General features: G+C 65.8%; 19 protein-coding genes. All 19 read right to left on the bottom strand.

Features of this window, described 5'->3' with window-relative positions; translation table 11 throughout:
• Positions 1 to 60: 60 nt before the first annotated feature.
• The 19 genes from efp to OLSU_RS05690 all read right to left on the bottom strand — a co-directional run bounded on the left by efp (position 61) and on the right by OLSU_RS05690 (position 21,839).
• A complete protein-coding gene (gene efp / locus OLSU_RS05600) occupies positions 61 to 624 on the bottom strand; it encodes an elongation factor P (RefSeq protein WP_013251977.1) in 564 nt (187 codons plus the stop codon).
• Positions 625 to 1,158: 534 nt separating this feature from the next.
• On the bottom strand, positions 1,159 to 1,548 hold the full coding sequence (locus OLSU_RS05605) for a DUF956 family protein (RefSeq protein WP_013251978.1): 390 nt from the start codon (positions 1,546 to 1,548) through the stop codon (positions 1,159 to 1,161).
• A gap of 99 nt (positions 1,549 to 1,647) precedes the next feature.
• Positions 1,648 to 2,565 (bottom strand): PTS system mannose/fructose/sorbose family transporter subunit IID, encoded by a 918-nt coding sequence (locus tag OLSU_RS05610; protein WP_013251979.1) that lies wholly within the window; start codon positions 2,563 to 2,565, stop codon positions 1,648 to 1,650.
• A 22-nt stretch (positions 2,566 to 2,587) separates the two neighbouring features.
• Positions 2,588 to 3,397 carry a PTS mannose/fructose/sorbose transporter subunit IIC gene (locus tag OLSU_RS05615; protein WP_013251980.1) on the bottom strand — a complete coding sequence of 270 codons (810 nt, stop codon included), beginning with the start codon at positions 3,395 to 3,397 and terminating at the stop codon, positions 2,588 to 2,590.
• A 26-nt stretch (positions 3,398 to 3,423) separates the two neighbouring features.
• Entirely contained in the window at positions 3,424 to 4,419 is a 996-nt protein-coding gene (locus OLSU_RS05620) for a PTS sugar transporter subunit IIB (protein ID WP_013251981.1), read from the bottom strand.
• 296 nt (positions 4,420 to 4,715) lie between these two features.
• The gene (locus OLSU_RS05625) at positions 4,716 to 7,760 is read right to left on the bottom strand and encodes a Cna B-type domain-containing protein (protein WP_013251982.1); all 3,045 of its coding nucleotides are present in this window, start codon (positions 7,758 to 7,760) and stop codon (positions 4,716 to 4,718) included.
• A 276-nt stretch (positions 7,761 to 8,036) separates the two neighbouring features.
• On the bottom strand, positions 8,037 to 9,161 hold the full coding sequence (locus tag OLSU_RS05630; RefSeq protein WP_013251983.1) for a M24 family metallopeptidase: 1,125 nt from the start codon (positions 9,159 to 9,161) through the stop codon (positions 8,037 to 8,039).
• A gap of 31 nt (positions 9,162 to 9,192) precedes the next feature.
• The gene (locus tag OLSU_RS05635; protein ID WP_013251984.1) at positions 9,193 to 10,332 is read right to left on the bottom strand and encodes a 3-dehydroquinate synthase family protein; all 1,140 of its coding nucleotides are present in this window, start codon (positions 10,330 to 10,332) and stop codon (positions 9,193 to 9,195) included.
• Positions 10,329 to 10,877: a shikimate kinase gene (locus OLSU_RS05640; protein WP_013251985.1), complete on the bottom strand. Its 549-nt coding sequence runs from the start codon at positions 10,875 to 10,877 to the stop codon at positions 10,329 to 10,331. The genes OLSU_RS05635 and OLSU_RS05640 overlap by 4 nt, the downstream gene beginning before the upstream one ends.
• Before the next feature lie 52 nt (positions 10,878 to 10,929).
• Complete coding sequence (locus OLSU_RS05645) at positions 10,930 to 11,433, bottom strand: YqeG family HAD IIIA-type phosphatase (RefSeq protein ID WP_013251986.1); 504 nt, start codon at positions 11,431 to 11,433, stop codon at positions 10,930 to 10,932.
• A gap of 4 nt (positions 11,434 to 11,437) precedes the next feature.
• Positions 11,438 to 12,676, bottom strand: a complete 1,239-nt coding sequence (mltG, locus tag OLSU_RS05650) for an endolytic transglycosylase MltG (protein ID WP_013251987.1) — start codon at positions 12,674 to 12,676, stop codon at positions 11,438 to 11,440.
• Between the two features lie 2 nt (positions 12,677 to 12,678).
• Positions 12,679 to 13,092, bottom strand: a complete 414-nt coding sequence (gene ruvX / locus OLSU_RS05655) for a Holliday junction resolvase RuvX (protein ID WP_013251988.1) — start codon at positions 13,090 to 13,092, stop codon at positions 12,679 to 12,681.
• Between the two features lie 8 nt (positions 13,093 to 13,100).
• On the bottom strand, positions 13,101 to 15,743 hold the full coding sequence (gene alaS / locus OLSU_RS05660) for an alanine--tRNA ligase (protein WP_013251989.1): 2,643 nt from the start codon (positions 15,741 to 15,743) through the stop codon (positions 13,101 to 13,103).
• Between the two features lie 88 nt (positions 15,744 to 15,831).
• On the bottom strand, positions 15,832 to 17,259 hold the full coding sequence (locus tag OLSU_RS05665) for an AI-2E family transporter (RefSeq protein ID WP_201781572.1): 1,428 nt from the start codon (positions 17,257 to 17,259) through the stop codon (positions 15,832 to 15,834).
• A gap of 27 nt (positions 17,260 to 17,286) precedes the next feature.
• Positions 17,287 to 18,117, bottom strand: a complete 831-nt coding sequence (locus OLSU_RS05670) for a SigB/SigF/SigG family RNA polymerase sigma factor (RefSeq protein ID WP_013251991.1) — start codon at positions 18,115 to 18,117, stop codon at positions 17,287 to 17,289.
• Positions 18,107 to 18,484: an ATP-binding protein gene (locus tag OLSU_RS05675; protein ID WP_013251992.1), complete on the bottom strand. Its 378-nt coding sequence runs from the start codon at positions 18,482 to 18,484 to the stop codon at positions 18,107 to 18,109. The genes OLSU_RS05670 and OLSU_RS05675 overlap by 11 nt, the downstream gene beginning before the upstream one ends.
• A gap of 38 nt (positions 18,485 to 18,522) precedes the next feature.
• A complete protein-coding gene (locus OLSU_RS09110; RefSeq protein WP_013251993.1) occupies positions 18,523 to 19,104 on the bottom strand; it encodes a DUF948 domain-containing protein in 582 nt (193 codons plus the stop codon).
• 75 nt (positions 19,105 to 19,179) lie between these two features.
• Entirely contained in the window at positions 19,180 to 20,568 is a 1,389-nt protein-coding gene (locus tag OLSU_RS05685) for a replication-associated recombination protein A (RefSeq protein WP_013251994.1), read from the bottom strand.
• A complete protein-coding gene (locus tag OLSU_RS05690) occupies positions 20,568 to 21,839 on the bottom strand; it encodes a deoxyguanosinetriphosphate triphosphohydrolase family protein (RefSeq protein ID WP_013251995.1) in 1,272 nt (423 codons plus the stop codon). Before OLSU_RS05690 ends, OLSU_RS05685 begins: the two co-directional genes overlap by 1 nt.
• Between the last annotated feature and the right edge of the window lie 12 nt (positions 21,840 to 21,851).

The following is a 21,851-nucleotide window of genomic DNA, read 5'->3' on the forward strand; positions in this document are numbered from 1 at the left end:
CCGCGTAGCACCGGAAGCGCAACGTGGGTCTCCGACACATGTGGCCGCGCACTAGGCGCGCTAGACGCGCGAGACGAACTTGCCGGTGCGGGTGTCGACCTTGACGACCTCGCCCTCGTTGAGGTACATGGGGACCTGGATGGTCGCGCCGGTCTCGATGGTGGCGGGCTTGGTGCCGCCCTGGACCGTGTCGCCCTTGAAGCCTGGGTCGGTCTGAGTGATGGCGACCTCGATGAACATGGGGGGGTTCACGCCCAGAAGCTCGGCATCGGCATAGAGGAGCTGGCAGTTGTCGTTCTCCTTGAGCCACTGCTCGTTGTCGCCGATGAAGTCGGCGGAAACGGGGATCTGCTCGAAGGTCTCGTTGTCCATGAAGTAGTAGGCGGCGCCATCGTTGTAGAGGTACTGCATCTCACGGGTGATGAGCTGGACGTTCTCGAACTTGGTGCCGGCGTTGCAGGTCTGGTCGATGGTACGGCCGTTCTGCAGGTTCTTGATCTTGTAGCGGACGAACGCGCCGCCCTTACCAGGCTTGACGTGCTGGAACTCGACGATGGTGAAGTACTTGCCGTCGATCTTGAGGCCCATGCCGTTCTTGAAGTCAGCAGTAGAGATGGTTGCCACGAGAAGCTCGCTTTCTATTGGTTGCCCCATCGGGGCACGAGACATGCGTCCGCATTGTACAGCAGCAAAATCGCCCTCCACCTGCCGGGAAGGGCGATTCACATACAGCACAGCGTTGCAGGTGAGCGGCACGTGCATCGCCCTGCGCGTGATGTGGGCCACGGCATGGCCCGATGCGCCAGATCCGATGCGTTGGGCTTGTCGGCCTTCCCCCAGACCGTCAGAAGCGGGCACCGACGCCAGAAGTGCGTACCGTCGTTTCGAACGCCCTCGAACGCCTGACATGCCGGAAGTGCGTACCGACGCCAGAAGTGTGTACCGATGCTCACTTCTGGCGAAACTGCCAGGCTGTCTACCTGCGAATGCTTTGAGCGACTTGCATCTTTTGGGCTCACAATCTCCGCCGGGACCCAAAAAAGTACACACTTCTGGCCCGGGTACACACTTCCGGCAGACGTGCCGCGCACCAGGGGCGCGCCGCCCCGCGCACACAGCACCGCCCCGCCCCGCGTACAGTCCGCCCGCGCGCAGGGTCTAGCGCTTGAAGGGCGAGGCGAGCACGTGACCTATGCGCGCAAGTCCGGCTCCAACCACCTCGATGAAGCTCGCCGACCTGACCATGCGCTCGGCACCCACGTACTCGCGCACCGCCCGCAACGTCGCCTTGTTGTCGCGCGTCGAGAAGGTGAAGTGGCCGCTTTCCCTCGTGAAGATGGCAAAGCGCGTGACCCTCTTGCCAAAGACCACCGACGCGCTGACGTGGTCCACCTCGTCCCAGGGGATCTGGATGTAATCCTGCGGGTTCTTCTCGTTGTAGAACTCGAAGGCCCTGTCGCCCACCAGGACGTCCCCATACGTGGAGAGTCCCTGCAGGGAGGTAGCCTTGCAGTTGTAGTCGACTTTCGTGTTCTGTGACTGGGCCATGCGCTCCCCCAACGTGACGGCTTCCATGTGATGAGCCGCACCCCAGGGCGGGGCGCGGCTCGAAAGGCCATGCGGCTCTCGACCTCTGGTACCTACGGCTTACATGAAGCCCAGAAGACGGCCGACGACGCCAAGGGCGAACAGGCCCAGGATGATGGCGATTGGCGAGACCTTCTTCTTGAGGAGCCAGCAGCAGAACAGCGTGAGGCACACGGCGGCGAGGCCGGGGATCAGCTGGTCGAGGTTCTGCTGGAGCGTGGTCACCTTGGTCGCGTCCAGGCCGGCGGCGCCCAGGGAGGAGTACTGCGTGAGCGCCTCCTTGATGCCCTCGGCACCGGAAGGCAGGTTGGTCCAGTCGATGTAGGCACCCGCCTGCTGCGGGATCTGGGAGACGATCGGGGTGAACGAGATGGAGACCCAACGCTCGACGAGTGCGCCGATGATGAACATGCCGAGGATGGAAGCGCCCTCGGTGATCTTGCCGAGCAGGCCACCGGAGAGGTCCTTGGTGATGGAGGTGCCGACCTTGTAGCCAAACTCCTGCGTGTACCACAGGAAGGCGAGACGGATGACGTTCCAGAGCACGAAGAACAGGATCGGGCCGACGATGGAGCCGCCCAGCGCGAGGGACGCGCCGAGGGCGCCGAGGATCGGGCGGACGGTGAACCAGAACACGGGGTCGCCGACGCCGGCAAGCGGTCCCATCATGCCGACCTTGACGCCCTGGATGGCAACGTCGTCGATGGGGGCACCGTTAGCGCGCTCCTCCTCCATCGCCAGCGTGACGCCGATGACGGGTGCGGAGACGTACGGGTGGGTGTTGTAGAACTCGAGGTGGCGCTTGAGCGCCTCCTTCTGGTCCTCGGGATCCTTGTAGAGCTCCTTGATGGCGGGAATCATGGAGTAGCACCATCCGCCGTTCTGCATGCGCTCGTAGTTCCAGGAGCCCTGCAGGTACTGGTGACGGTTGCAGACTGCACGACGCGTTTTCTCGGAAAGCTTGATCTGATCTGCCATGGTATTCACACTCCTTTGCGGCCTAGTAGGTATCCAGGATGTCGCCCAGCGGGTCCCCGGAGCCACCGGCGCCGTTGCCGTTCGAGGCAAGCTCCTTGAGGCCGAGGTAGATGAGGGCGAGGCACACGCCGATGACGCCGAGCGCGATGAGCGTGAGGCTCTTGAGGGCAGCAAGCACGAAGCCCAGGGCGAAGAACGGCCAGACCTCCTTGGTCGCCATCATGTTGATGACCATGGCGTAGCCGACTGCGGCGACCATGCCGCCGCCGACGGCCATGCCGCCGGAGAGCCAGGCTGGCATGGCGGAGAGGGCGGAGGTCACTGCCTCGGAGGGCACGAAGCAGAGGGCCGCGGCCGGAATGGCGATGCGCAGGCCCTGCATGGCGATGGCGGCAACCTGCCAGCGCTCGATGCCGGCCATGTCGCCCCGCTCGGCGCAGGCGTCCATGGCATGCACGATGGCGGTGGCGATCGTGCGGCAGACCATGGTCAGGAAGAGGCCTGCCACGGACAGGGGGATGGCAAGCGCGATGGAGGTGCTGACGGCGGTCTGGGGATCGCCGCCACTGCCCAGCGCCAGGACCATCAGGATGGACGAGGCGACGGAGGCCAGGGCCGCGTCCGGCGCCACGGCGGCGCCGATGTTGGCCCAGCCGAGGGCGATCATCTGCAGGGAGCCACCCAGGAGGATGCCCTCCGCGGGATGTCCGGTAACGATACCGATAAGGGTGCATGCAACGAGGGGCTGGTGGAACTGCCACTCGTCGAGGATGCCCTCCATGCCCGCGAAGAACGCGACGATGATGATGAGCACGACAGAGATCGGTGACATTGTTCCCTCCTTTTCCTATCTCGGGGCTACTGAGCTGCGAGCTCTTCCTTAGCCTTCTTAATCAGTGAGTCGAAGTTTTCGGCCTTGTCGGCGGGGACCTTGCGGACGTCGAACGTCACGCCTTCTGCCTTGATCTTCTCGAGCGTGTCGACGTCGTCCTGGTCCATGGCGAGCGCCTGGGTGACGACGACCTTGCCGACCGAGTGCGCCATGGAGCCGAGGTTGAGCTCCTTCACGGGCACGCCGCCCTCGATGGCGCGCAGGGCGTCCTGCGGGGTCTCGAACAGGAGCATCGCCTTCGTGTCACCAAAGCGCACGTCATGTGCGACCTCGATGATCTTGGAGACGGGCACGACGTGCACCTTGACTCCTGGAGGGGCCGCCTGGACGATCATGGTCTTGCGCAGCTCGTCGCCGGCGACGCCGTCGGAGCAGACGATGATGCGGTCGGGTCCGGTCATCTTGGTCCAGGTCGTGGCGACCTGGCCGTGCAGGAGACGCGTGTCGACACGGGCGAGGACGACCTTGAGCTGGCCGTCGCCGAGGACGGTACCTTCGGGAATCGCTGCCGTGCGCGACGCGGGAACGGCGGGTGCGGGGGCCGCGGCCTCCGCAGGCTGGAGCGACTCGGGCTTGACCTTCACGCCATCCTTGGCCTCGGAGTAGATCTCCTGTGCCACGGCGGCCGCAGTGTCAGCGCCAAGGCGCGACCCATAGGCGGAGACAAGCATCGGCAGGCTCAGGCCGGTGACGGCGACCCAATCCTGCTTGCCCTCCTCCTCGAGGATGCGTGAAATCTGGTTGAACGGGGTGCCACCCCACAGGTCGACGAGGAACAGGACGTGTTCCTGGTCGTCGAAGGTGGCCACGGCATCGAGCAGCTTCTGGTGCATGTCGTCGGGACCCATGTCGGGGGTGAGCACGACTGCCGCAACGTTCTCCTGCGGCCCGAAAATCATGCCGCCCGACTCCATGATGCCTTCGGCGAACTTGCCATGGCTTGCCAGGACGATACTGACCATTCAACTTCCTCCTAACTCTCTCTCGCTAGCTCCTACAGGACCGGAGTGACCGAGCCGTCCTACACGTTTACTGCGCAGGTCCTACACGGACGCTCCACAACTCCATAAGTATAGGCGTCTTACGAAGCTTTAATCAAGAGTCGCGTTGGATGTGTCCCCACGGGACGGGCCTTCTTCGTGGTCCCCCCAACACGACAGAACCCGGAATGAAAGTTCATTCCGGGTTCAAAGTCAGGGGCTCGGCTTACCTGCGACCATCGCGCGAGCGCACGACCGATCCTTTAAGACCGTTCCCGCTAGTCGCGCATGCGCTTCGCATATGCCCAGGCAAGGCCGATGAGCGACACGCCCGCAAGCGCCAGGATGCCGGGAAGCTCCGGTCCCTCGCCGGTCGCAGGCAGCACTCTCCCCTGATGCCTTGGGGAGCGAGGCTTGGAGTCCGGGGAGGGAGGCACGGGCGAAGGATCCGCCTTGGGCGTGTGGGCGTTGGTGATGACGAAATTGCCCGAAGCCTGCTCTTTGACCGAAGAGGTATAGCCGTCGGGCACCGAGGCCTCTTCCACCGTGTAGGAGACCTTGTGCCCTCCCTGGTACTCGGCAAGCCCCGTCCAGGTCGACGTCCAACCGTTGGCGGAGGAGAGCTCGACCGCGCCTCCCTGCGCCACGCCGTCGGCATAGAGCTGCGCCATGACGCTTGCCGGACGGATTCCGTCCTTGTCATTGCCGTCGTTCCAGGTCTTGGAGACGGTGACATCGACCGTGCCCGGTACATGCGTGTTGGTGATATCGAAGCCGGCGACGGTGGTCGTATATCCCTCAACCGCATCTTCGGTGACCGTGTAGTCAATGGCCTGACCGGCCTTGTTCTTGGTCATGCCGGTGAAGCTGTAGGCCCATCCGTCGGCTTCCGTCACCTGCTTCTCGGCGACCTTCTGCCCGTCGGCGAGAAGGTTCACGGTGATGCTTTGCGGACGCATGCCGTCCTGATTGCCGGCGTCGTCCCACGTCTTGGTACCTGAGATGTCCGTTGTCTCGGGAACATGCGTGTTGGTGATGGTGAAGCCGTTCGTGGCATCCCCTGCGGTGACCGAGGTGTATCCGGTAGGAACATCCGTTTCCTCTACCGTATAGGCGATGTCCGCACCCGCCTCTTTTTCGTTGAGATTCGTCCAGGTATGAGTCCAGCCGCTCGCCGCGTCCACGGCAACCGGCGCTCCCAGGGCAACCCCGTTGGCATAGAGCTGCAGCTGGACGGATGTCGGGCGGATTCCGTCGGCATCCGTACCGTCGTCCCATGCCTTGGTAGCGGTGACCGAGGTCTTACCTGGCGTGTGAGAGTTGGTGATGTCGTAGCCGTTGATCACGGTCGCATAGTCGGCAACGGCGTTTTCCGTGATTTGATAGCTGAACTCGTGTCCGTCCACCGAATCGTACTGAGCGAGACCCGAGAAGCTATAGGCCCACGTACCCGAAGCATCGGGCGTGACCGTCTTGGAATCGATCGGCGTGCCGTCCCGGAGCAAGTTGACGGTAATGGAGGCAGGGCGCGCGCCGTCGCGGTCGTTGTCGTCGTCCCAGGTCTTCACGCCTGAGACATCCACCTTGGCCTTCTGGTTGTACATGGTGATGACTTGCCCGGAACCCTGGCTCGTCACCGTGACCGCCTCGGAGTTTGCCGAGGTCGTATGATCGGCATCGTTGGGATGCGCCTCGTCGACGGTCACGTCGGGATATCCGTTGGCGTGCGAGACCTCCACGAAGCGGTACATCATGCCGCCGGTGAGGCCTTTGACCTGGATGGCACCATTATTGGCATCGGGCGTGAGAGTGCCGTCAGGGTTGAGGGAGCCCACGTCGAGCATGGAAGCATCCACTGCGACATCCGTCCAGCTCGTTCCGCCATCATCCGAGGACTGGAGTTTGAAGGAGAAACCGGTGGAGAGAGCCGCACCGCTTTCCTTGTCGGTCTTGAGCATCTTGACAGTCAGAGGATCTGCCGGCGCATCGATGGCGGCGCTCGAAGGAGTCAAGGTAGCCGTACCGGTTGCCGTACTCGAACCCTGATCGCTTGTCATTTCAACGGTGCCCGTCTTATCGGTCGGCGTGTTTACAACCGGATGGACGACCCGAACACGTACGGAAATATTTTGCAGAGCCTTCCCCGCATATATTTGATTGATCTTTCCTATTGTTGCAGAAGAAACGTTTCCGAAGATGTCTGGATAGTTATTCTTGAGAAGGTTTCCCATGCCTCCTGCATCTGCAACGCCGGCGAGGTCATCGTATTTAGGTCCGGCAGGATCGTTCATGTCCCACCACTTCAGCATGAAGGTATAGCTGCCGTCGTGGTTGTCATACATGCAGTACTGACCATTCTGCAAAGCAGCTTTGACATCGCTCTTGCTTTTTGTCCCCTGGTCAACCTTGGTGAGGAAGGTATTCTCTGGAAGGTACTGCCCATACCAACCGGATAATACTTCTCCTTGGTCGTTGATTCCTGAAAATTCAGACCAACTCCTGGCTAGTTCCGGCTCGGCTGCACAATCGGCAAAGGTGCTCTCTACATAGACCCCGGTAAGCGAATTAGGACTATAGGCTCCATTGTGCTCTAGCATATAGGGCATACGGAAATGATATCCGTCTATAGCACGCGCATCATTGAACACCTTTATGTCCCAATCCATGCTTTGATTGGTGGTCAGATCGGATCTAATGGAAAGTGCGGTATTTGTCGCTCCGACGGCTTTGGCAATAACGTAGTATTTCTCATGGGCGGCATAGAGAGTGTCTTTACCAAGTACTCCCTGAGAAAGAGCACGCTCGCCCAGTGTCATCGTATGCCCTAGCTCATCTCGATAATGTGTTATTCCGCCAGTTTGAAGGGTTATCTCGAATTTTTTAATACTGTGGTTTTTGAGGTAGTCCCCGCTGAACTTGAGCACGAATTTACCGTCGGTGTACTCAAAAGTACCCAACTGATTATTGTCACCATCAAGCAAGGGACGGGGAGCGAAATTCAGGCCTCGTCCAACCGATGCTGGAATCGTCAACGTATCCCCATCCTGGATGGCGTCGCTGCCGTCATAAGCAACTTTCGCTTCGAGCTTGAGCGACGAGACCTTCTGGCCCTCGCAAATCGCATTGCTGAACGCGGCCGGATCCGTCTTGGGCGAAGCTTCCGAGCTCAGCGAGTACTCGATCTCCGCATCGCCGTGCGTGGTGTCGATGATCTTGAAGGACTGGATGGTCACGTCATCCAGGCTGAGCTCTTGGGCAAGGGCGCTTCGCGTGTCCAGCCCCACCAAGAGGGCCAGGGTGGCCAGCAGCGTCACCGCCAGCATGGCCACCCTGGCCCTTCTTATCCTTCCGACCACTGTCGATACCGATTCCATAGGCAGCCCCTTTTGTAGAGTTGTTACGTCATGTATAGCGATACCACAGAAGGGGGGGGGGGACAAGGGTCTTTTCAGGAAACGCCAGCAGACGGTTGGATCGAGGCGTAGCGGGATGACCGGCGACCTCGTCCTCATGTCGCGCATAACGTTCGCGAACCCACCCGAACGTGCCACGGGCGACCTTCGACAAAGCGGACGCTGATGAGCAGCGTTTTCTACATATCAGCAGCCGACGACGCGCAGCTCGTGGGACGCATGGGTGAAGGGTCGGTAGCCCTCCTCGCTCACCAGCCCGCAGTCCTCCAGGCGGATGCCGAACTTTCCCGGCAGGTAGATGCCTGGCTCGATGGTGACGACCGACCCTGCGGGAATCTCCTTGTCGTACAGGCGCCCGAAGCCCGGGAGCTCGTGGATCTCCAGCCCGACGCCGTGGCCCAGCCCGTGCTTGAAGTAGTCGCCATAGCCGGCGTCCGAGATGACGTCGACGGCGATCTGATGGATGTCCCGGCCGATGCAGCCGGCTTTGGCAGCTGCGGCGCAGGCCTCGTGGGCCTTGCGGACCACCTCGTAGACATGGCGCTGCTCCTGCGAGGGCTCGCCCACGCACACGGTGCGGGTCATGTCGGAGTGGTAGTCGCGATAGCCGGCCCCGTAGTCCATCACGATGAGGTCGCCCCTCTGGACGACGGTCTCTCCCGGCTGCGCGTGGGGGTTGGCGCCATTGGCACCCGTCGCGATGATGGAGGGGAACGACAGGGCGTCGGCACCGTTGGCGAACATGTAGCTCTCGAGCTCCAGGCGGATCTGCTGCTCGGTCAGTCCTGGACGGATGTAGCCGCAGATGTGCTCGAAGGCGGCGTCGGTGATGCCCTGCGCATGACGCATGAGCTCGATCTCCTCGGAATCCTTCACGATGCGCAGGGTGGCCACGTCGCCATGCAGGCGTGGCATCAGGCACGCAACGGAGGCGCTGGAGCAGGCCGCGTTGAAGGCATCGAAGAAGGCCAGGTCACAACTGTCCTCCACCGCAACCACCCGAGAGCGTGTCTCCACGACGCGCTCGGCCGCCCAGTCGGCGGGATCGATGACGTCCATGTCGATCTGCCAGCAGGTGTCCTCGCCCAGGCGGTCCTGGAAGGTGCCGAAGTAGCGCGAGTCGGTGTGCAGCCAGAGCCTGTCCCCCGTGACGAAGGCCGTGTGGGCGACCTCGTCGTCGAAGGTGCGTTCGGCGCCGGTGAGCCAGCGAAGGTCGGCGTTGTTGCGCAGGACGGCGGCATCATAGCCCCTCTCGGCCATGAGGCTCCTCAGCCTCTCGACGCGCCGTGCGCAGGCATCTGCCTCTGCCATGTGAACTCCTTTCGTCGTATGGGTTGCGCCATCAGGCGCCGGTTGCGTGGGCCTGGCACCAGGCCCCGGCGTGCTCCGCCAGAAGCCCGTCGTCCACGGTCGTCATGCGCACGCGCCCAAGTGCGTTGGGGACCGCCAGCAGGAAGCGGTTGGTGCGCAGGAAGCGCTCCTCCTTGAGCGCGGCCACCAGCCGATCGGGTTCGACGTCACAGCGGGCGTAGCCCAAGCCCAGCATGTCCAGGAGTTCGTCCTGGGCGAGGACGTCGTCGACGGGCAGCCTGCCCAGCCCTGCCGATATGCGCGCGGCGAAGCGCAGCGCCTCTGCCATCAGGATCGACTCCCTGACGGAGCCCTGCGTGAGGCGGTCGAGGGCCCGCGTGAAGGTCTGCCCGTACTCCAGGGACTGACGGATGGCCAGGGCCGTGGAGGTGGCCAGGTGGCCGCGGGACTTGAGCGCCGAGACGGCAGCCTCCCCCACGAGGTCCACGTCGCCGCCCATGACGTCGGATGCCTTGTCCCAGAGCGTCGAGAAGGACTTCTCCGACTCTGCGACGGCCGTCGCGACCATCAGGGCACGGGCGCAGGCCGCATGCTCGCCGTCGGTCGAGAGGTCCATGACCTCGGGGTCGCAGATGAGGTAGCGAGTCGCGGCGCGCAGGCCCGCCATCTGGCTTCTGCCCGCGACGTCGAGGGCACGGGGGGTGCAGGGGACCTCGACCATGGCGCGCAGGTCCAGGGGCACCGAGACGAGCGGTACTCCCCCGCACCAGGCCGCGGCCGCATGCGCGCAGAGCGAGAGCGCGTCGACGTCACCGATGGCGCAGACGAGGTCATCGGAGGTGATGTGGGCGCCCGCGAGGCCATGGAGCAGGTCCGAGAGCGCGGGGAGCGTGCGGGCGGGCGCCTGGGAGGGACAGGCGAGGGGATGCACGAGGAAGCCGGCGTCCGTCAGCTGGCGGCGGACGCGCTCGGCAAGGCCCTCCCCCACCCCTGCGGCCACGACGAGGGCGGCGTCCTGGGGGCGCCCGACGGCGGACTTCAGGATGGGCCCCATCTGCTCGACCGCGCCGGGGCCGAAGCGCGCGTCACAGGAGCCCCCGGGGACGGCGACCCACTGCCTCACCAGGGGCTGCGGCCCCGTCTCGGCGCCGTTTCCCAGCTCTTCGCTCATAGCAGGCCCTTCTCCCACAGCAGCTGGCCCGCCTCGGCGGCCACCTGCTCGAACGTCTTGTCCCTGATGTCGATCCGCAGGTCGCACTCGCGCTCGTAGAGCGGGCGGCGCAGGCGGTAGAGCCTGCTGGCACAGGCCTCGTCCACGAAGTCCGGACGCAGCTCGGGGTGCTGGATCTGCCTGAGCGAGTCCGAGAGCGCCCCGTCGAGGAAGACAATGGATCCCATCCGGTGCATGAGGGCGCAGCTCTCCTCGCCCTCGACGATGCCACCGCCACAGCTTACGAGCAGGGACTTGCGCTGCGCGAGCTTGCGCAGTTCCCTGGCCTCGTAGCGACGAAAGGACGCCTCCCCCTCCTCGGAGAAGATCTCGCACACGGTCTTCCCGACGGAACGCTCGACCATGCGGTCCACGTCCACGTAGCCGCGATGGAACAGGCGGCCGAGGTTGCGCGCGAGGGTCGACTTCCCCGCGCCGAGGAAGCCAACGAAGAAGATATGGTCGCATCCCTCGTGGATGACGTATCCGCCGCTTTTCTCAACCATCGACAACCCAAGAGCCAGACCTAGTGGACCGACCCATAGTAGCGCATGTGCGCTACCTCTCGCCCTCGAAGCGGTGCGCGCCCAGGACGCGGCGCTCGAGGAGGCGCAGCGGCCTGGCATACCAGAGGTCGCGGCGCGTCTGGGGGCGCACCAGGATCGCGCGGACGTCGGCGAGCCTCGCGGCCAGGACGTCCGTGAAGACCTGGTCGCCCACGAGGACGGCCTCCCCGCGCGAGACGCCCATCTTCCTCAGGGCCACCCAGACGGAGAAGGGGGCGGGCTTGAAGGCGCACGCCACGGCCTGCGAGCCCAGGAGGCGTGCGGAGCGCGTGACCTCACGCACGTGGATGTTGTTCGACACCACGCAGGTCGAGATGCCCGCCGCGTGGACCTCGGCAATCCAGTCGAGCACCTCCTGCGGCGCCTGGGAGGAGTCGAGGGGAACGCAGGTGTTGTCACGGTCGAGAAGGACGCAGCGCACACCGGCGGAGACGAGGTCCGCCACGGGGATCAGCGCGACGCGCGCGACGTAGCGCTCTGCCGCAAGCGCACCCACGGCCTCAGGCCCCCGTGGAGTTCGCGATGGCGCTCTGGTGGTCCTCGTAGCTCTCCGAGAAGATGTGCTCGCTGTCCGTGATCCAGAAGTAGTAGTAGCCGGTGTCGGCGGGATTGAGCGCCGCCTGGACTGAGGCGAGGCTGGGCGCGCAGATGGGCGTGGGAGTCAGCCCCTTGTGGAGGTAGGTGTTGTAGGGGCTGTCCGTCTTGAGGTCATCCGCCGTGACCGCAGCCCCCGTGACGTAGCCCATGGTCGCATCGCTCTGGAGCGCCATGTCCGCCTTCATGCGGTTGTACATGACCGAGGCGATCTTGTAGCGGTCGTCGTCGTTGAGCGCCTCCTTCTCGATGATGGAGGCGAGCTTGAGGATGTCGTAGTCGCTCATGCTGACGCCGTAGCGATCCCGGATGGAGGCCTTGGCGCTCCCGAGGTCGAGCGAGAGGACGTTGGCACGGTACTGGTCGAGCATGGCCCTGATGACGGTATCGGCCGTGACCTCTCCGCCGCCCAGGTCATAGGTGCTGGGATAGAGGAACCCCTCCAGGGAGTCGTCCTGCGCGTCCGCGAGGAAGGGGTAGTCGCCCGCGTAGTTAGAGGCCTTGGCCTGGGCGAGGAACTCCTCCGAGGATATCCCCAGCGCATCCTGGACGACTGCGGCCGTCCTTGTGAGCGTGAGGCCCTCTGCCACCGTCACCCGCGACGACGAGGAGTTGGGGCCCGAGACGAGCGTGCGCACGAGCTCCCTGACGTTCCCTCCCGTGATGAGGTCGTAGGTGCCGCTCTTCATGGAGGACTCGGCACCCTGTGCCTGGACCTCCTTGAGGAAGGCCGTCTGGTCGCCGATGATGCCCGCGTCCTGCAGGATCTGGGCGACTGCGGAGGCTCCGGAACCCTCGGGGATGTTGACGGTCACCTGACGGCCGGCCGGCACGGGCTCGGTGCCAGAGCCAGAGGGCGGCAGCAGGCGAGGGGCGAGCGCTATGGCGGCGACGGCGAGAAGGGCCACGACGGCGAGGGAGCCGAGGGCGAGGGGCAGAGCGCCTCGGCGGCGGCGCGGGAGCGCATGGCCGCCACGGGAGTGCGACCCGCCCGCATGCGCGGAGGCGCGACGGGTCATCTGTGCGGTACGCGAGGAGACGCCGCCCTTGACCGCGCTGTGCCTGACAACCCCGGACGCCTTGCTCCCCTGACGTGCCCCGTAGGGGGTGGGGCGCGAGTTTCCCCTCGTGCTTCTCTCGTCCATGTCTATGCCTTTCTGGCGTCAAGCCATGCCTGCAGGAAGAGCGAGGCTGCGACCATGTCGACGCGGCCACGCATGTCCCTCTCGCTGTAGCCCTCCTCGCGCAGGATGCGCTTCGCCTCTTGGGAGGAGAGCCGCTCGTCGGCGAACTCCAGCGGAAGGTCGCAGGACGTCGCGATCCGGCGCGCCTGTCCCATCACCCTGTCGGCCTGGGGGCCATCCTCGCCCGCCATGGTCAGCGGCCTTCCGCAGACCAGCACATCAGGCTCGTAGTCCTCCAGGATGCGACGGAACGTGCGCGAGCAGGAGAGGACCTCCTGTGCCGGCAGCACCCTCACGGGCGAGGCGACGGCGCCGCTGGCATCGCTCGCCGCAATGCCCACCCGCACCTCCCCTATGTCAAGGGCCAAGGCCCTCACCAGGCCGCCTACGCCCCCAGGAGGCGCCCGGCCTCCTCGAGTGCGGCATCGATGCCGGAGGGATCCGAGCCCCCCGCCTGCGCCATGGCCGGCTTGCCACCGCCCCTGCCTCCGACCAGGCCGGCGACGGAGCGGATGATGTCTCCGGCCGAGAAGCCCGCAGAGACGGCGCCATCGGTGCCTGCGGCAAGGAGGCCAACCTTGCCGTCGGACTCCGAGGCGAGCACGCAGGCGCAGTCGACGCCAAGGCGGTCGCGGACGCTGTCCCAGGCGCTCCTGAGCTCCTTGCCCGAGACGCCATCCAGGCGGGCGAGCACGAGGCGGTAGGCACCCCGGTCGATGGCGGAGGCAATGGCGTCGGCGACGGCGTTCGACGAGCCCCCCGTAAGGGCAGCCCTGAGCTTGTGCTCGGTCTCGGCCTTCTCGGCCTTGAGCTGCTCGACGCGCGCCGCCACGTCGGAGGGGCGGCACCTGAGGCCGGCGGCGACCTGGTCGATCTGGGCAAGGCGCTCGTCCAGGTACTCGATGGCCCCCATGGAGGTGACGGCCTCGAGGCGGCGCACGTTCGAGCCGACCGAGCCCTCTGAGACGATCTTGAACAGGCCGAGCTCGGCGGTGTTGCGGGCGTGGGTCCCTCCGCAGAGCTCGCGGGAGAACGGCTCGTCGGAGGCGCCGGTCGACACGACGCGAACGACGTCGCCGTACTTCTCGCCAAAGAGCGCGACGGCGCCCGACGCCTTGGCCTCCTCGATCCCCATGACCGTGGTCACGACGGGCTCGGCCGCAAAGATCTCGGCGTTGACCATGCCCTCCACGCGGGCCATCTCCTCGGCGCTCATGGCCTCGAAGTGCGTGAAGTCGAAGCGCAGGCGGCTGGGGCCCACGAGCGAGCCCGCCTGGCTCACGTGATCTCCCAGCACGCGCTTGAGCGCGGCGTCGAGCAGATGGGTTGCGGTGTGGTTGCGACGGATGAGCTCGCGGCGACCATGGTCGATGACCGCGCGAACGCTCTCGCCGACGCGCAGCTCACCGGCGGTGACCTCGCCGACGTGAGAGACGAACCCGCCGTCGCGGTGCTTGGCATCGCTCACCGCAAGCGTGGCGTCCTCGCACACGAGCTTGCCGCTGTCACCCTGCTGGCCGCCCATCTCGCCGTAGAAGCTCGTGCGATCGAGCACGACCTCGACGTGCTCGCCCCTGCAGGCAACATCGACCTCGGAGCCATCCCTGACGATGGCCAGCACGCGCGCTCCCTCGACGGTGTCCTCGTCGTACCCGCAGAATTCGGTTTCGCCAAGCCTATCCGAGAGGGAGACCCAGACGTTGTTGGAGGCCCCCCAGGCATCGCGGTTGGCTGCCTGCCGGGCACGCTCCCTCTGCTTCGCCATGGCACCGTCGAAGGCGGCCATGTCGACCTCATGGCCAGCGGCTGCGGCGATCTCGCGCGTCAGGTCGATGGGGAAGCCGTAGGTGTCGTGCAGCCTGAAGGCGACCTCGCCCGAGAGGGCCTCGCCCGCGTCCAGGCGCCCCAGGGCGGCGGTGAGGTTGCCCTCGCCCGCGTCCAGCGTCGCGCCAAAGCGCTCCTCCTCGGCGGAGATGATGCCGTCGATGAGGGCCTGGTTCTCGACGAGCTGGGGATAGACGTCGGCCATGAGGCGGGTGACCTCATGGGCGTAGGTTGGGAGGAAGCTGCCGTGGACGCCCATCAGGCGGCCGTGGTAGACGGCGCGGCGCAGCAGGCGGCGCAGGACGTAGCCGCGACCCTCGTTGGAGGGCAGTATGCCGTCACCGATCATGAAGGTGACGGCGCGGGAGTGGTCCGCGAGGATGCGCAGCGAGGTGTCCGTCGCGGCGCCCTCGCGATAGCGCACGCCCGCGAGCTGCTCGCCCACGCCGATCAGCGTGCGCAGGACGTCACCCTCGTAGTTGGAGCCCTCGTGCTGCATGATGGCGGCGATGCGCTCGAGGCCCATGCCCGTGTCGATGTTGCGGTGCGGCAGCTCCGGCATGGAGCCGTCCTCCTGGCGGTCGTACTGGGTGAAGACCAGGTTCCAGAACTCGAGGTAGCGCTCGCCGTCGTCGCCGGGCCTCTCCCCCTCGAAGGCGGGTCCCTGGTCGAAGTAGATCTCGGAGCAGGGGCCGCAGGGGCCTGTGGGACCGGCGGCCCAGAAGTTGTCCTCCTCGCCCAGACGCGAGATGTGGTCGTAGGCGACACCCTGCGCATGCCAGAGTTCGATCGCCTCGTCGTCGTCCTCGAAGACGGTCATGTAGAGACGGTCCTTCGGGAGGCCCAGGTGCTCGGCTGCGGTGATGAACTCCCAGGCCCAGGCTATGGCATCCGCCTTGGTGTAGCCGCCGAAGGAGAAGTTGCCCAGCATCTCGAAGAACGAGAGGTGGCGCGAGTCGCCGATGTTGTCGATGTCGTTGGTGCGCAGGCACTTCTGGCATGAGGTCGCGCCGATCTCGCGCATGGTCTTGGTACCCTGGTAGTACTCCTTGAACTGGTTCATGCCGGCATTTGTGAGCAGAAGCGACGGGTCCTCGGGGACGAGCGACGAGGACGGGTAGAGCCTGCAGCCCTTGGACTCGAAGAACCTGAGGTAGTCCTCACGGATCTCTGCGGTGGTCATGGTCTTGTAGTCGGTGCTCATGGTTCTCCTTGATTGGCAGCGCCTTCGCGGACGCGTTTTCGACCTACCAATGATACGTGTGGGCACCGCCCTTTGGGCCAGCAATCGACTAGGGACGGCCGTTCTCCCCATTGTGTGCATCTGCGTCCGCGCCCGGACGCGAGCCGGGCCGGGGAGCTCGCGCGCTGGCACGCCCCTCGCGGCCCGCGACGGCGAGCACGCGCTCGGCGAGGGTCCGGCGGACGGGCGAGGGACGGTCGGCGGGGACGGAATGGGGCGCATCCTCGCGATCGACGAGCAGGGTGTTCTCGAAGAACGCATCGTCGTCGAGGGCATCGTAGGCAGGCAGGATCTTGCCCTCCTCGTCGTGAAACGGCGTGCTCCTGAAGAGGGCCCCATCATAGGAGACCAGCTGGCGGCCGCTCCTGCTCTCGAAGTAGTACACGAAGACGCTCCTGATGGCCGCCGTCAGGGGTATGGCCAGGATCATGCCCAGGGTGCCGCCCAAGGCGCTGCCCACCATGATGCCCAAGAGAGAGAGCGCCGGGTGGACCTTCACGGCAGACTGCATCACCAGCGGGGAGATGACGTTGTCCACCACGTTGGTGGCAATGACGGCGACCATGAGCGTCTCGATGGCAAGCAGCGGACCCACGAAGAGCGCGAGCGACGTCGCCATGGCCGCCGAGACCCACGGCCCGATGACAGGGACGAAGTGCAGGACACCGGCAAGGGTGGCCATGAGGCCCGCATAGGGGTTGCCGATGAGCGAGAAGCCCACGAAGCTCAGGATGCCGTCCAGGAGCGAGGTGATGACGATGCCGCGCATGTAGCCGCCCATCGAGCGGCTCATGACACAGAGCATGACGGAGAGGCTGCGCTCGTGGTCGGGCCCCGCAACGATGCGGAACTCCCGGGCGATGCGCGGGTAGTCCTTCGCGAACCAGTAGCCCAGAACCAGGCCCAGAAACAACGTGACCGTGTTGCTGAACAGTGACATGACGTTGTCCATGAGGCCGCTCGAGAGCTTCTCGAGCAGATCGGACGAGGCACTGATGCCCAGGTTCGAGGCCGCATTGACCATCTGGTCGAGGTTCTGCTGGACCTCCGAGGTCTTGGAGCTGCCGTAAGCGTCCCAGAACGACGCGATCGCGCCGCGTGCCTGCGAGACGTAGCTGGGCACCTGCTGCAGCACCTCTATGGCCTCACGCACGAAGGGCGGGAAGAGGAGGACGAGCAGCACGACCAGGGCAGCAACCATGACCAGGAGGGCGGCGAGGGCCGCAAGGCCCCTCGGGACACCATGCCTCTCGAGCCCGTTGGTCATGGGGCTGCATATGAAACCGAAGAGGGCGCCGACGAGCAGGAGCTCGACGGCGCCCCAGATCTTGCCGAGCGCAAGGGTCGCCAGGACGAACACGACGGCACAGCCAATTGCGGCCCAAGCCTTGATGCCGACGGACTTTGCCCGGCTCAGGGAGGACGCGGCCCTCTCGTCTGCCGTGAGCCCCCCGCTCCGCCTTGCGTCACCTGACACCACAGGACCCCTCCCCTTCCGGCACGCCTAGCGCATGAGCCCCTCGGGATCGATCTTCTCCTGGACCTTCTGGAGCGTACGGCGCAGCAGACGTGAGACCTGGACCTGCGAGATGCCAAGCCTGCGGGCGATCTCCACCTGGGTCAGCCCCTCGATGAAACGCATGCGGATGATCTCCTGCTCGCGGGGCGAGAAGTCCCGGACCGTCTCCTCGATGACCATGCGGTCGTCCGAGGCGGCAAGGTCCTCGTCCACCGTCGCGTAATGGTCTATGACCGAGGGCGCGTCATCGTCCGCCCCGGGCCCGGTGCCCTCGAGCGGCACGGAGCTGTAGGCGCTCGAGGACTCCATGGCCTCGAGGACCTCGTCGACCGTGGTGTCCAGCGCGGCGGCGATCTCCTCGACCGAGGGGCTCCTCTGGAGGTCCTTGGTGAGCTCGTCGGTCACCTGGTTCACCTTGGCGGAAAGCTCCTGCAGGCGCCGGGGGACGCGAACGGACCAGCCCTTGTCGCGGAAGTGGCGCTTGATCTCGCCCATGATCGTGGGCGTCGCGAAGGTGGTGAACTCCAGGCCACGCTCGGGGTCGAAGCGATCGATGGCCTTGATGAGGCCTATCGTGCCCACCTGGACCAGATCGTCAAGCGGCTCGCCGCGGTTCTTGAACTTGGATGCCAGGAAGCGGACCAGGTTGAGGTGGCTCATGACGAGCTGCTCGCGGGCATCCTCGTCACCCTCGACCTTGTATCTGCGAAAGAGCTCGCGGGTGCGCTCCTTGTCCCAGGCGAGCTTGCCGCGCGGGGTCCGGGTCGGGAGGCGCCTGCGCCGGGGCGTCCCGACCTCGCGCTCGCTACTCGGCATCGGCGGCGCCCATCCGCTTCACGAGGAGCAGCTTCCCCTCGTCGGTGATGCCATGCTCGTCGCACACGGCGGAGAGGAGCAGCTCCGTCAGGTCCAGGCCCTCCCCCGCCTCGGAGGGGTCGCCCCCGGGGGAGCCCAGGGAGAAGAGCATCTCGATGCGGTCATCGGCGAGGGAGAACGCCACGTCACAGTTGCCGGGACCCGTAGCGCAGCTGTAGACGAAGCCCTCCTCGGCCGCCATGCGAACGTCCTCGACCTCGTCCACGTTCATGCCGCACACGACGGCCAGGTTCGATGCCATCATCCGGACGGCACGCGCAAAGTCCGCCTCGGCGGGAACGCTGAGGGAGACGATCTTCTCCTGCATGTTGCTCCTAACTTATGAGGTCTCGTGTCTCTGGGGCGCTACTCGCCGACGGGGCCGCTGCCATCCGGGACGCCGCCGTCGGCGGAGGTGTCGACAGCGGCAGCCGCGGTGTCTGCCTTCACCTCTCCGTAGGTGACGTAGCCGCCAGCCGGCCCCGACGCGTGCGCTCCGCCGCCCTGCGGCTGCGGCGCGCCCTCGATCTGGGCGGTGGGGATGGGTCTGGTGCCAGCAAGCCTGGTGACGATGCCCGTGGCCGCACTGGCCGCGGTGTTCGCGACGGAGGTGACGGCATCGGTCACGCCGGCGGCAGTGCCCGACACGGTGGCGACGTCGGCCAGGATGTCCCTGGCGGCCTCGAGGCTCGCTGACGCCTCGCCCACGACGCCATCGACCTTGGTGACGAGCGGGTCGACCTGCTTGACGGCGGGCTGGAGGTCGTCCATCGCCCCATCGAGCTTCGCGATGACGGGCTGGACCTGCTCAATGGTGTCGTTGGCCGAGCGCGCGACCTCCTCGACGGCGGCGCGTGCACGGCGCAGCGTGAGGGCGAGCTCTACCACAGCCCAGATGCCGACGATGGCAAGGACGATGAGGACTGCGTCCATCGGTGTGAGGTTCATGGTGCCTGCCCTTCCGCTTGTCGCGAACGTGCCCGTCAAGGCTCCCGTGCGCAGGCTCGGTGCCTGTGCGCCATTCTACCCATTCGCAGGCCGCCGCCCCACCTTGTTTGGATCGCCGTCGCCTTGGTCGCCGCCAAGCTCGAGGCGGTCGCGGCCCGCCTGCTCGAGCCTCCAGGCCTCCCACCCGCGCGGCCCTGGGTGGAAGAAGGCGCCCGGCTCGAGCCCCTCGGGCAGGTAGCGCTGCGCAACCCAGCCACCAGGAAAGTCATGCGGGTAGAGGTAGGGACCGTAGCCCTCGGAGCCCGGACGGTGACGGTCACGCAGGTGGCTGGGCACTTCCCGCAGAGGGCCCTGCCTCACCTCGGCGAGCGCGGCGTCGATGCCCGCCTCGGCGGCGTTCGACTTGGGCGCGAGGGCCACGTAGAGGGCCGCCTGCGCGAGGTTGATGCGGCACTCCGGGTATCCGATGACCTCGGCCGCCCGAAAGGCTGCCTCCGCCATAAGCAGCGCCTGCGGGTCGGCGTTGCCCACGTCCTCCGAAGCCTGGATGAAGATGCGCCGGGCGATGAACTTGGGGTCCTCCCCCGCGTCGATCATGCGTGCAAGCCAGTACAGCACGGCATCAGGGTCGCTGCCCCGCATCGACTTGATGAACGCGGAGATGACATCGTAGTGCACGTCACCCGACTTGTCGTACGAGAGGCCGCGACGGGGGTTGGCCTCGAGGACGTGCCGGGACGTGATGCGCACGGGGCTCTCGCGCGTTGCCTGGGCGACGTCACCCGCCGGGGCCGCCATCTGGCTCGCCAGCTCGAGCGAGGTGAGGGCGGCGCGACCGTCGCCGCCCGAGAGCGTCACGATCTCCTCGATGGCCTCGTCGTCGAGCTCGAAGGCGCCGTTCAGGCCAAACTCGTCGTCTACGGCCCGGCGCACGAGGAGACGGACGGCCTCGTCGTCGAGGGGCGTGAGCTCCACCACGCGCGAGCGGCTTATCAGGGCCGAGTTGACCTCGAAGTAGGGGTTCTCGGTGGTGGCCCCCACCAACACTACGGTGCGGTCCTCGACGGCATGCAGGAGGGCGTCCTGCTGCGTGCGGTTGAAGCGATGGATCTCGTCGACGAAGAGTATGGTGCGCCGACCCGACGCCAGCAGGCGGGACTCCGCCGCGTCGATCTCGCGACGCAGGTCCCTGACCGTACCTGTCACGGCGGAGACCTCGACGAACTCGGCATGCGTGGTGTTCGCGATGATGCGCGCCAGCGTGGTCTTGCCCGTGCCGGCCGGCCCATAGAGCAAGACCGAGGACAGCGTGTCGTGCTCTATGGCGCGCCTGAGCCACGAGCCCTCGCCCACCGCCTGTCGCTGTCCCACGAAGCCGTCGAGGGTCTGCGGCCGCACGCGCGCGGCGAGCGGGGCGTTCACCTTGCGCTGATAGCGCTCGACGTTGGAGAACAAGGTGTCCATCACACGCGCACCGCTCCCGCACGCCCGCAGGCGTCCGTCCCCTCGAAGTAGCTGCGCGCCGGGAAGAGGCCGCGCGCCTGGGGAAGGAGCCGCTCGCAGGTGGCGACGAAGTAATCGTCTGTCATGGAGCTGATGAAGTCGCACACGCACTGGTCGGGATCGCTCTCCCAGTCGTAGCTGCGCCCATAGTACGAGAGGTGGCGCACGAGGGGCTGTATGTGGTGACGGAAGATGGCGCTGTCCTCGCTCCCTTCCCGCAGGGCGTCCAGCTCGTGTTCGTAGACGACCGAGAAGAGCTCCTGCACAGGTCCGGCGAAGTCGCTGTTGACCTCGGACGAGCGGTATATCTTCTCGTAGTTCTCCCGCTTGGCGCGCCTGAGCTCGGCAAAGCCCTCCTCGCTCATGGCGACGTTCGTCCTGCCGACGCTGTTCTCCACCACGTCCGCGACGAAGGCAGAGAGCGCCCAGGCGTTGTACGCGCCGCCGAGGCCGTCATCGAAGGCTGACTCATCCACCAGACCGGCGCGGATGGCGTCCTGGCGATCCTTCCCCACATAGGCGATGATGTCCGAGACCCTCACGACACAACCCTCGAGCGTCATGGGCCGCAGGCGCCCTATGGCCTCCTCGCCCGACTCCCAGCAGCCCTTGACCACGCGGTCGAAGGTGTCGAAGCCGTTGAGGCCGCTCGTCTCGAACACCTGCTGCTCGAACTCGCCGTTGTGGCAGATGACGCCGTCGAGCGTCTGGAGGCTGAGGTTCCTGCCGTAGATGACGTCCAGGACCCGGACGCTCTGGACGTTGTGGAAGAACCAACGGCCCGTGCGCTCGTGGAAGACCTCGTTGAGGAAGCGCTCGCCCGCATGGCCGAAGGGCGTGTGGCCCACGTCATGCCCCAGGGCGATGGCCTCGATCAGGTCGAGGTTGAGTCCCAGCGCACGACCGATGTCGCGTGCCACGCGACCCACCAGCTGCTCGTGCAGGCCCCGTCGGGTGATGTCGTCGTCGGGGCGAAACGAGAACACCTGGGTCTTGCCATTGAGGCGGTTGTAGGCCGGCATGTGCAAGATCTTCTCGCCGTCGCGCACGAAGGCGGGGCGCAGGATGGTGTCGCGATCGCGCTCCGAGGCGTCGCGGCGCAGGGCGGAGACGTCTCGGCAGGCGTAGTGCACGAGCCCGCCCGACTCACGCAGCTCGCGGATGCGCTCGCTGCAGGCGCGAGACACGCTCCCCGTGAGGGTGGGCGCCATCCTGTTGACAATCGAAGTCATGCGAACCTCTCT

Source organism: Olsenella uli DSM 7084, from assembly GCF_000143845.1.
In the GTDB taxonomy this organism is placed as follows: Bacteria; Actinomycetota; Coriobacteriia; order Coriobacteriales; family Atopobiaceae; genus Olsenella; species Olsenella uli.

Excerpts from the sequence above, each read along its gene's own strand:
- OLSU_RS05630 (WP_013251983.1), bottom strand. The coding sequence starts at position 9,161 with ATGGCAGAGGCAGATGCCTGCGCACGGCGCGTCGAGAGGCTGAGGAGC.
- OLSU_RS05685 (WP_013251994.1), bottom strand. The coding sequence starts at position 20,568 with ATGGACACCTTGTTCTCCAACGTCGAGCGCTATCAGCGCAAGGTGAAC.
- OLSU_RS05640 (WP_013251985.1), bottom strand. The coding sequence starts at position 10,877 with ATGGTTGAGAAAAGCGGCGGATACGTCATCCACGAGGGATGCGACCAT.
- OLSU_RS05620 (WP_013251981.1), bottom strand. The coding sequence starts at position 4,419 with ATGGTCAGTATCGTCCTGGCAAGCCATGGCAAGTTCGCCGAAGGCATC.
- OLSU_RS05615 (WP_013251980.1), bottom strand. The coding sequence starts at position 3,397 with ATGTCACCGATCTCTGTCGTGCTCATCATCATCGTCGCGTTCTTCGCG.
- OLSU_RS05625 (WP_013251982.1), bottom strand. The coding sequence starts at position 7,760 with ATGCTGGCGGTGACGCTGCTGGCCACCCTGGCCCTCTTGGTGGGGCTG.
- OLSU_RS05675 (WP_013251992.1), bottom strand. The coding sequence starts at position 18,484 with ATGCAGGAGAAGATCGTCTCCCTCAGCGTTCCCGCCGAGGCGGACTTT.
- OLSU_RS05670 (WP_013251991.1), bottom strand. The coding sequence starts at position 18,117 with ATGCCGAGTAGCGAGCGCGAGGTCGGGACGCCCCGGCGCAGGCGCCTC.
- OLSU_RS09110 (WP_013251993.1), bottom strand. The coding sequence starts at position 19,104 with ATGAACCTCACACCGATGGACGCAGTCCTCATCGTCCTTGCCATCGTC.
- OLSU_RS05610 (WP_013251979.1), bottom strand. The coding sequence starts at position 2,565 with ATGGCAGATCAGATCAAGCTTTCCGAGAAAACGCGTCGTGCAGTCTGC.
- OLSU_RS05690 (WP_013251995.1), bottom strand. The coding sequence starts at position 21,839 with ATGACTTCGATTGTCAACAGGATGGCGCCCACCCTCACGGGGAGCGTG.
- alaS (WP_013251989.1), bottom strand. The coding sequence starts at position 15,743 with ATGAGCACCGACTACAAGACCATGACCACCGCAGAGATCCGTGAGGAC.
- OLSU_RS05635 (WP_013251984.1), bottom strand. The coding sequence starts at position 10,332 with ATGAGCGAAGAGCTGGGAAACGGCGCCGAGACGGGGCCGCAGCCCCTG.
- OLSU_RS05605 (WP_013251978.1), bottom strand. The coding sequence starts at position 1,548 with ATGGCCCAGTCACAGAACACGAAAGTCGACTACAACTGCAAGGCTACC.
- mltG (WP_013251987.1), bottom strand. The coding sequence starts at position 12,676 with ATGGACGAGAGAAGCACGAGGGGAAACTCGCGCCCCACCCCCTACGGG.